The 8,872-nt window shown below is 70.1% G+C and carries 9 protein-coding genes; 7 read left to right on the forward strand and 2 right to left on the reverse strand.

From position 1 onward, the window contains the following. Positions 1-117 precede the first annotated feature (117 nt). Positions 118-1,125, reverse strand: a complete 1,008-nt coding sequence (locus IAE41_RS20700) for a zinc-binding alcohol dehydrogenase family protein (protein WP_079224425.1) — start codon at positions 1,123-1,125, stop codon at positions 118-120. Between the two features lie 92 nt (positions 1,126-1,217). On the opposite strand from IAE41_RS20700, the gene IAE41_RS20705 reads away from it, so the two are divergent. From IAE41_RS20705 to IAE41_RS20715, 3 genes are read left to right on the forward strand one after another with little or no spacing between them, the layout of a single operon-like run. Next, positions 1,218-2,198 carry a LysR family transcriptional regulator gene (locus IAE41_RS20705; RefSeq protein ID WP_200734398.1) on the forward strand — a complete coding sequence of 327 codons (981 nt, stop codon included), beginning with the start codon at positions 1,218-1,220 and terminating at the stop codon, positions 2,196-2,198. Positions 2,199-2,206: 8 nt separating this feature from the next. Next, the gene (gene leuE, locus IAE41_RS20710; protein ID WP_108760575.1) at positions 2,207-2,836 is read left to right on the forward strand and encodes a leucine efflux protein LeuE; all 630 of its coding nucleotides are present in this window, start codon (positions 2,207-2,209) and stop codon (positions 2,834-2,836) included. After that, complete coding sequence (locus IAE41_RS20715) at positions 2,833-3,282, forward strand: hypothetical protein (RefSeq protein WP_200734399.1); 450 nt, start codon at positions 2,833-2,835, stop codon at positions 3,280-3,282. The genes leuE and IAE41_RS20715 overlap by 4 nt, the downstream gene beginning before the upstream one ends. 23 nt (positions 3,283-3,305) lie before the next feature. Here the strand turns inward: IAE41_RS20715 and IAE41_RS20720 are convergent, their stop codons facing one another. After that, positions 3,306-4,208 carry a LysR family transcriptional regulator gene (locus tag IAE41_RS20720; protein ID WP_200734400.1) on the reverse strand — a complete coding sequence of 301 codons (903 nt, stop codon included), beginning with the start codon at positions 4,206-4,208 and terminating at the stop codon, positions 3,306-3,308. A 111-nt stretch (positions 4,209-4,319) separates the two neighbouring features. Between IAE41_RS20720 and IAE41_RS20725 the strand changes: the two genes are divergently transcribed. From IAE41_RS20725 to IAE41_RS20740, 4 genes are all read left to right on the forward strand, one after another. Continuing rightward, a complete protein-coding gene (locus tag IAE41_RS20725; RefSeq protein ID WP_200734401.1) occupies positions 4,320-5,387 on the forward strand; it encodes an aldo/keto reductase in 1,068 nt (355 codons plus the stop codon). 53 nt (positions 5,388-5,440) lie between these two features. After that, on the forward strand, positions 5,441-6,436 hold the full coding sequence (locus IAE41_RS20730) for an aldo/keto reductase (protein WP_200734402.1): 996 nt from the start codon (positions 5,441-5,443) through the stop codon (positions 6,434-6,436). Between the two features lie 59 nt (positions 6,437-6,495). Further along, a complete protein-coding gene (locus IAE41_RS20735; RefSeq protein WP_200734403.1) occupies positions 6,496-7,155 on the forward strand; it encodes a suppressor of fused domain protein in 660 nt (219 codons plus the stop codon). A 168-nt stretch (positions 7,156-7,323) separates the two neighbouring features. Beyond that, positions 7,324-8,751, forward strand: a complete 1,428-nt coding sequence (locus IAE41_RS20740) for an amino acid permease (protein WP_200734404.1) — start codon at positions 7,324-7,326, stop codon at positions 8,749-8,751. The last annotated feature ends 121 nt before the right edge of the window (positions 8,752-8,872 follow it).

The following is an 8,872-nucleotide window of genomic DNA, read 5'->3' on the forward strand; positions in this document are numbered from 1 at the left end:
CCCCGGGGGCGGGGCCCCCCCCCCCCCCCCCCCCCCCCCCCCCCCCCCCCCCCGGCCAAGCGCAGGGTTTTGCGTTCCGCGGCCCACCACGAGGGGCTCAGCCGTTGGCCATGATCCTTACCAGCCTTCCAGCACGATCTTGCCCTTGGCACGATTGCTTTCCAGCAGCGCATGCGCGCGGCGCAGGTTGGCCGCGTTGATACGGCCGAAGTGCTCGCCCAGCGTGGTCTGCAGCACCCCGGCATCAACCAGCTCGGCCACGCGGTTCAGCAGATCGTGCTGGCGCTGCATGTCGGCGGTCTTGAACAGCGGCCGGGTGAACATCAGCTCCCAGTGCAGCGACAGCGCCTTGCGCTTGAGTGCCATCACGTCCAGTTGGCCCGGATCGTCGATCAGGCCCAGCTGCCCCTGCGGCGCCAGCACTTCCACGATCTGCGCATAGTGCTGGTCGGTGTGGGTCAGGCTGGCCACGTGCTCGACCTGGGGAATGCCCAGCCGGGCCAGGCCTTCGGTCAGCGGCAGGGTGTGGTCGATCACGTGGTGCGCGCCCATCGCATATACCCAGTCCTGGGTGTCCGGGCGCGACGCGGTGCCGACGACGGTGAGCTTGGTCAGCGTGCGTGCCAGCTGCACCAGGATCGAGCCGACGCCGCCGGCTGCACCGATCACCAGCAGGGTCTGGCCTTCGCCACCGCCCTCGGCGATGCGCAGGCGGTCGAACAGCAGTTCCCAGGCGGTGATCGCGGTCAGCGGCAGCGCCGCGGCGGCAGCATCGTCGAGGCTGGCCGGCTTGCGGCCGACGCTGCGCTCATCCACCAGCTGGTATTCGGCGTTGCTGCCCGGGCGGTCGATCACCCCGGCGTAGTAGACCGCGTCGCCCGGCTGGAACAGGGTCACCTCGCTGCCCACGGCATCGACCACGCCCACGGCATCCCAGCCCAGCACGCGCGGGCCCTCGGTGGCAGCGTTGCGGCGCACCTTGGTGTCTACCGGGTTCACCGCCACGGCGCGCACCGCCACCCGCAGGTCACGCGGGCCCGGCTGCGGCAGGTCCAGGTCGATGTCGATCAGGGCCTGGGGATCGTCGATCGGCAGGCCGGCGTGGGTGTAGGCAATGGCGCGCATGGCAGCGGTCCGGTGGGAAGAGGAACCCACAGCGTGCGCCGCGCGCGGCCCCCCGGAAAGGCGCAGAATCAGTCAGCACTTTCACTCCGGCAATGAAAATGATCCGTTTCGACGACCTCCAGCTGTTCGTCCGCACCGCCGCGCTGGGCAGCTTTTCGCAGGCCGCGCGCGAAGCCGACCTGCTGCCCGGGCAGGTGGCCGCAGCCGTGGCGCGGCTGGAACGCGAGCTGGACCTGCGCCTGTTCGTGCGCACCACCCGCAGCCTGCGCCTGACCGGCGAAGGCGCGCTGTACCTGCCCTATGCGCAGGAGGTGCTGGCCACGCTGCGCGAGGGCCAGGCCCGCGTGCAGGGCGAGGACGCCGACCTGCACGGCACCCTGCAGCTGTCGGCGCCGTCGGATTTCGGCCGCAACCTGCTGCTGCCGTGGCTGGCCACGTTCCGTGCCGCACACCCGCGGCTGCGGCTGCACCTGCGCCTGTCCGACGAGGTGGCCGACGTGTTCCGCGACCCGGTGGACGTGGCGATCCGCCTGGGCCACTTCGACGATGCCAGCTACGTGGCGCTGCCGCTGCTGGAGGGCAACCGCCGCGTGCTGGCGGCATCGCCCGCCTACCTGCAGCGGCGTGGCGTGCCGGCACGGCTGGAAGACCTGCGCGAGCACGACTGCCTGGCCTACCAGCTGGGTGGGCGCACTTACGACCGCTGGGCGTTCGAGGTCGAGGGGCGGCGCGTGGTGATACCGGTGCGCGGGCCGCTGGTCTGCGACGATGCCGACGTGGTGCGGCGCTGGGCGGTGGCGGGCGAAGGCATCACCTACAAATCCTGGCTGGACCTGCGCGAGGACGTGCGCGCCGGGCGCCTGCAGGTGCTGCTGGACGGCATCGGCAGCCACATCCCGCTGCAGCTGGTATGCCCGCACCGCAAACAGTTCTCGCCGGCGGTGCGGCAACTGCACGCGCAGCTGCGCGACCACCTGCAACCGTTGCTGTCCGGCCTGCCCGGCGATGGCGGCGGCCCCCTGTCCCCGGCCACGCCACTGGCCGACAATGGCGCCCCCCCGCAACAACAATGAGCCTTGCCATGCCGTGGATGGGCATCCAGGACCTGTGGACGTTCCTGCTCGCCGTGCTGGTGTTCCTCGCCCTGCCCGGGCCCGGCACCTTCACCCTGCTCACCGCCACCGGCCGCGGCGGCGTGCGCGGCGGCTACACCGCGCTGGCCGGCCTGCTGGTCGGTGACCAGATCCTGATGTGGCTGGCCCTGGCCGGCGTGGCCGCGCTGCTGAAGGCCAACCCGCTGGTCTTCCACGCGGTGCAGTACCTGGGCGCGGCCTACCTGGTGTGGGTGGGCATCAGCCTGCTGCGCACGCCGAAGACCGAGGGCGGCGATGCCGGCCCGATCCGCATGCAGCCCGGCCGCTATTTCCAGCAGGCGATCCTGGTCAGCCTGCTCAACCCGAAGGCGATCCTGTTCTACATGGCCTTCCTGCCGCTGTTCATCGACCCGGCCGCGCACCACGGCATCGCCACGTTCGCAGCGCTGGCCGGCATCATCTTCGTGGTCAGCGTGGCCTACTGCTCACTGCTGATCGGTGCGGGCAACCTGGCCCGTCGCCACCTGATCCAGCACCCGCGCATCAGCACCGTCCTGCGCCGCGTGGCCGGCCTGTTCCTGGTCGGTTTCGGCATCCGCCTGGGGTTGAACGGATGATCCGGCGGCTGGCCGTGCTGCTGTTTGCCGTGCTGCTGGCCGACGCCGCAGCGGCGGCCGCGGCGCAGGACCATCGTTGCCTCACCGGCGGCCGCAACGACAGCATCCACCTGCTGTGGCGCTGGCTGGACGATGGCAGTGCCGACGTGCAGTACGCCGGGCAGCGCGGCCGCCTGCCGGTGCAGCGGGTCTCGCAGGAAACGACGGTGCTGGATGAAGACCGGCCCTCCCAGTTCGACAGCGTGTGGGAAGAACGCATCGAAGGCCGCCGCAACGGGCGCTATCACCTGAGCACGCAGGGCGCGCGCGTCTACGGTTTCAGCTACGAACGCGCGCGCGACGGGCGGCGCACGGCCTTCAGCGAAGACGTCGAGGCATGGCAGGAAGATGGCTGCCATTGGCCGGGCGTCGAACCGCTGACCGTAGCGTCGAGCTTGCTCGACTGAGGCGTGCCAACCAAGGTTGGCCTCTACCTATCGTGCATTCCCCCGCGCAGGTGGTCGATGAACACCCTCAGCTTGGGTGCCATCTGCTCACGCGCCGGGTAGTACAGGTGGAAGCCGGGGAACGGCGGCTGCCAGTCCTGCAGCACGCTCTGCAGCCGCCCGGCGGCGATGTCGTCGGCCACCAGCGAGGCGAAGCCCTGGGCCATGCCCAGCCCGGCGAGCACGGCGCGATGGGCGACGCCGGCATCGTTGAACACCAGCCGCCCGCTCACTTCCACCTCCAGGTCGTGGCCCTCGCGGCTGAACTCCCAAGGCATCAGCCGGCCGTTGGCCAGGCGGTGCACGATGCAGGCGTGGCCCTGCAGGTCATGCGGGGTCTGCGGCACGCCATGGCGCTCGAAGTAGGCCGGCGTGGCCACCACCACCTGCCGCTCGGGCGGCCCGATCGGCACCGCGATCATGCCCTGCGCGAGTGATTCGCCCAGGCGGATGCCGGCGTCGAAGCCCTCGGCCACCAGATCGGCCAGCGCCGGGTCGACGCACAGCTCCACCTGCACCTGCGGGTAGCGCGCCAGGAAATCGGGCAGCCGCGGCAGCACCATGCGGTCGGCGACGATGCGCGGCAGCGTCACCCGCAGCCGCCCGGCCGGCACCGAGCGCGCGCTGTCCAGTTCGGCGAAGGCCTGGTCGATCTGATCCAGGCCACCTCGCACCCGCTGCAGGAAGCGCGCGCCGTGTTCGGTCAGGCCCACCCGCCGCGTGGTCCGCTGCAGCAGGCGCACGCCCATCCGCGCTTCCAGCGCGCGCACGCTCTGCGACAGCGCCGAGGTCGACACGCCCAGCGCATCGGCGGCGCGGGTGAAGCTGGCATGTTCGGCCACGTGGACGAAGGCGACCACGGCAGTGAGAGGGGCGGAGGCATCCATTGTGAAGCCAACCTTCAAGGTGAGTCAGGTTGTACGCAGTTTATCCACACGATCGACAGGAGGAAGCTGGCTTCCCCGGCGGATGCACCGCCCCCGTGATGGAGACCAGCGATGTCGCTCGACCACTACCGCCTGCTCGGCCGCTCCGGCCTGCGGGTCAGCCCGATGGCCCTGGGCACGATGACCTTCGGCGCCGACTGGGGCTGGGGCGCGGACGAAACCGAGGCCCGCCGCATCTTCGATGCCTACGTCGAACGTGGCGGCAACTTCGTCGATACGGCAAACAACTACACCAACGGCAGCGCCGAGACCCTGCTCGGCCGTTTCGCCCAAGGCCAGCGCGACCGCCTGGTGATCGCCAGCAAGTACACCCTGGCCACCGTGCCGGGCGACCCCAACAACGCCGGCAACCATCGCAAGAGCATGCGGCGCTCGGTGGAGGACAGCCTGCGCCGGCTCGGCACCGACTACCTGGACGTGCTGTACCTGCATGCCTGGGACGACACCACCGGCGTGGATGAGGTGATGCGCGGCTTCGACGATCTGGTGCGCAGCGGCAAGGTGCTCTACGCCGGCATTTCCGATACACCGGCCTGGCAGATCGCGCGCATGCAGACCCTGGCCGACCTGCGCGGCTGGGCCCCGCTGGTGGCCCTGCAGATCGAGTACAGCCTGATCCAGCGCAGCGTGGAGCACGAACTGCTGCCGATGGCCGAAGCGCTGGGCCTGGGTGTGGTGGCCTGGTCGCCGCTGGGCAGTGGCGTGCTGACCGGCAAGTACAGCGCCACCGATCTGGCCCAGGACGAGGTGCTGGCCGCTGCGCCGGGTGGCTCGCGCCGCAACGTCGCCCTGATCAACGGCGCATTGACTCCGCGTTCGCTGGAGATCGCCGATGAAGTGACACAGATCGCCCAGGAACTGTCGCATTCGCCGGCACAGGTCGCCCTGGCGTGGCTGCTGCAGGGCCCCGGCGCCGGTGCCCTGCCCATCGTCGGTGCCCGCACCCTGGCCCAGTTCGAGCACAACCTGGCCGCGCTGGACCTGCAGCTGCCGGCCGAGGCGCTGGCACGGCTGGACGCGCTCAGTGCCGTCGCCCCGTCCTTCCCCCACGACTTCCTGCAGATGCCGCTGCCGCGCATGTTGATGAGCGGCGGCACCCGCCTGCAGCCACGCGCCTGACCCTTCCCCCTGGAGACACCCCAATGAGCACCCAGCCGATGAGCTACCCATCCATGACGACCCGCACCCTCGGCCCCGCCGGCCCCACCGTTTCCGCCCTCGGCCTGGGCTGCATGGGCATGAGCGCCTTCTACGGTGGCCGCAGCAGCGAGGACGAGGCCATCGCCCTGATCCAGCAGGCGCTGGACCGTGGCGTGACCCTGCTCGACACCGCCGATGTGTATGGCCCGCATACCAATGAACGCCTGCTCGGCCGCGCCATCGCCGGGCGCCGCAACGAGGTGTTCCTGGCCAGCAAGTTCGGCCTGAAGCTGGACCCGGGCAACCCGCAGGCGCGCGGTATCGACGGCCGCCCGGAGTACGTGCAGGCCGCCTGCGAGGACAGCCTGCGCCGGCTGGGCGTGGACCACATCGACCTGTACTACCAGCACCGCGTCGACCCGGCCGTGCCGATCGAGGACACCGTGGGTGCGATGGCGCGCCTGGTCGAACAGGGCAAGGTGCGCTGGCTGGGCCTGTCCGAAGCCTCTGCAGCCACCGTCCGCCGTGCCCATGCGGTGCATCCGGTCACGGCGGTGCAGAGCGAGTACTCGCTGTGGTCGCGCGAACCGGAGCAGAACGGGGTGCTGGCCACCACCGCCGAACTGGGCATCGGCTTCGTGCCGTATTCGCCGCTGGGGCGTGGCTTCCTGACCGGCGCCATCCGCAGCCCGGATGATTTCGAGGCCGACGACTACCGCCGCAGTTCGCCGCGCTTCCAGGGCGACAACTTCGCCCGCAACCTGGCGCTGGTGACACAGGTGCAGGCGCTGGCTGCCGAGCTGGAAATCACCCCGGCGCAGCTGGCCCTGGCCTGGGTGCTGGCGCAGGGCCCGCACCTGGTGCCGATCCCGGGCACCACGCGCGCGGCCAGGCTGCAGGAAAACCTGGGCGCGCTGCAGGTGCAGCTGGATGCGGGCGTGCTCGCGCGGCTGGATGCGGTGTTCCCGCTGCATGCCGCCGCCGGCGAGCGCTACCCGCAGGCGGTGCTGGCCACGGTGGACCGCTGAGGGCCCGGGTGGGGGCGCGCTATGCTGCAGCCCCCACCTGCAACCGCCACGGACGCACGATGACCACGATGGATGACGACACCCTGCTCGAACGCAGCTGGGAATTCCGCGAAGAGACCCTGTACCGCCAGCATTTCGGCGACACCGGCCCGGGCATCTTCCCGCTGGACATGGACCTGCTGCATGGGGTGTTCCAGCAGGAGGAAATCGATCCACGCTGGCTGCACGTAGGCGTGTTCGCCTGCCCGCCGCATGGCGAGCGCCGGCACTGGGTGTACGTCAGCTCGGGCCTGTCCAATGCGTGGGAAGGCCCGCACGAGGATGGGGATTCCGGTTTCGGCGTCGAGCTGCTGATGGAAACGCAGGACGAGGCGCCCTGGGCATTGACCACCGTGCGCTGGTTCACCGCCTACCAGCTGCTGCTGTGCCATGGGCGCATGCCAGGCGATCCGCTGTCGGCATGGGACCGGCTGAAGCTGGGCATGCCGGTGGACCGCGCCGACAGCGCGCTGCAGGCGATGGTGTTCGTTCCCGCCCCGCACTTCCCGGGTCCGCAGCAGCTGCCCTCCGGGCGCTTCGATTTCCTGCAGCTGCTGCCGGTGACGCTGGACGAGCACGCTTTCGGCCGCGAGCACGGCTTTGAAGCGGTGCTGGCCCAGCTCAGCGCCGCCGGCGCCGCGCCGGTCGTGGATCCGGCACGCGGCAGCATCGTGGGCTGACGTGCCCACCGGCGGGATCGAGGACACGGGTTTTGTGCCGATTCCGGCAGCCTGGTCGGGGCGCAGCGCGCGCCGTGGCGGGTATGACCCTCGTCAGTGGTAATGCTGCGCTGCGTTCGGTCACACTCGGGAACTTGTCGTTCCAAGTCATCCCCTTCCGAGGCCTGCATGTCCCTGCTCCGGCGCAAGTCGCTAGATTCCGTCACTGTCCATGAAGCCGGTCGGCGCCTGGTGCCGACCCTCAGCTGGCCGCACCTGATCGCCCTGGGCATCGGCGCCATCGTCGGCACCGGCATCTACACGCTCATCGGCGTCGGCGCCAACCTGGCCGGCCCGGCGGTGCTGATCTCCTTCGCCATCGCCGGTGCGGTCTGCGCCTGCGCGGCACTGTCCTATGCCGAGCTGTCGACGATGATGCCGGCGGCCGGCAGCGCCTATACCTACAGCTACAGTGCGCTGGGCGAGGTGTTCGCCTGGGTGGTGGGCTGGAGCCTGATCCTCGAATACTCGCTGGTGGTCAGTACGGTAGCGGTCGGCTGGTCCGGCTACTTCGTCGGCTTCCTGGAATGGATCCACACCCAGTTCGGCATTGATATCACCCTGCCGGCCGCACTGGCCGCCGGCCCGCACGTGGCCGGTGGCTTCATCAACCTGCCGGCGATCATCATCACCTGGCTGGTGGCGCTGATGCTGATGGCCGGTACCAAGGAAAGCGCCACGCTCAACGCCATCCTGGTGGTGTTCAAGCTGATCGCCCTGGCGGTGTTCGTGGCCGTCGCCCTGCCCGCCTTCGACCCCGCCAACCTGCAGCCGTTCATGCCGTATGGCTTTGCCAAGTCGCTCGGCCCCGATGGCGTCGAGCGTGGCGTGATGGCCGCGGCGGCGATCATCTTCTTCGCCTTCTACGGCTTCGACGCGATCTCCACCGCCGCCGAGGAAACCAAGAACCCGGCGCGTGACCTGTCCATCGGCATCATCGGTTCGATGATCGGCTGCACCATCGTCTACGTGCTGGTGGCGCTGGCCGCCGTGGGCGCGATGAGCTACGCGGTGTTCGGCCACAGCGCCGAGCCGCTGGCGCTGATCATGCGCGAGCTCGGCAGCCCGAAGGCGGCGATGTTCATCGGCGTGGTCGCGATCATCGCCCTGCCCACCGTGCTGCTGGCCTTCCTGTACGGGCAGAGCCGCATCTTCTTCGTGATGAGCCGCGATGGCCTGCTGCCGCGTGGCCTGTCCAAGGTCAACGCACGCACCGGCACGCCGGTGGCGACCACGCTGTTCACCGCCGTGGTGGTGTCGGCACTGGCCGGCGTGGCCCGCCTGGACGAAATCGCCGCCCTGGCCAACGCCGGTACCCTGGCCGCGTTCACCGCGGTGGGCATCTGCCTGGTGGTGCTGCGCGTGCGCGAGCCGAACCGCGAGCGCAGCTTCCGCACGCCGCTGGCCTTCGTGGTCGGGCCGCTGGCCGCGCTGGGCTGCATCTACCTGTTCATCAGCCTGCCGCACACCACCCAGCTGTACTTCCTGATCTGGAACGTGGTCGGCCTGGTGCTGTACTTCCTGTACAGCCGCCGCAATGCGTTGATCGCGAAATAACCGGATCACCGGTAGTGGGGGGCGCGGGGCGGGGCCCCCCCCGGGGGGGGGGGGGGGGCCCGGGGGCGGCCACTACCGGTTGCCGATACAATCGGTGCATGTCGACCGAACTGAAAACCCA

It is taken from the genome of Stenotrophomonas sp. S39 (assembly GCF_016624665.1).
Taxonomy (GTDB): Bacteria; Pseudomonadota; Gammaproteobacteria; order Xanthomonadales; family Xanthomonadaceae; genus Stenotrophomonas.

Coding starts and splice junctions, on each gene's coding strand:
- IAE41_RS20705 (WP_200734398.1), top strand. CDS start 1,218: ATGAAAATGATCCGTTTCGACGACCTCCAGCTGTTCGTCCGCACCGCC.
- leuE (WP_108760575.1), top strand. CDS start 2,207: ATGCCGTGGATGGGCATCCAGGACCTGTGGACGTTCCTGCTCGCCGTG.
- IAE41_RS20715 (WP_200734399.1), top strand. CDS start 2,833: ATGATCCGGCGGCTGGCCGTGCTGCTGTTTGCCGTGCTGCTGGCCGAC.
- IAE41_RS20720 (WP_200734400.1), bottom strand. CDS start 4,208: ATGGATGCCTCCGCCCCTCTCACTGCCGTGGTCGCCTTCGTCCACGTG.
- IAE41_RS20735 (WP_200734403.1), top strand. CDS start 6,496: ATGACCACGATGGATGACGACACCCTGCTCGAACGCAGCTGGGAATTC.
- IAE41_RS20740 (WP_200734404.1), top strand. CDS start 7,324: ATGTCCCTGCTCCGGCGCAAGTCGCTAGATTCCGTCACTGTCCATGAA.
- IAE41_RS20700 (WP_079224425.1), bottom strand. CDS start 1,125: ATGCGCGCCATTGCCTACACCCACGCCGGCCTGCCGATCGACGATCCC.
- IAE41_RS20725 (WP_200734401.1), top strand. CDS start 4,320: ATGTCGCTCGACCACTACCGCCTGCTCGGCCGCTCCGGCCTGCGGGTC.
- IAE41_RS20730 (WP_200734402.1), top strand. CDS start 5,441: ATGACGACCCGCACCCTCGGCCCCGCCGGCCCCACCGTTTCCGCCCTC.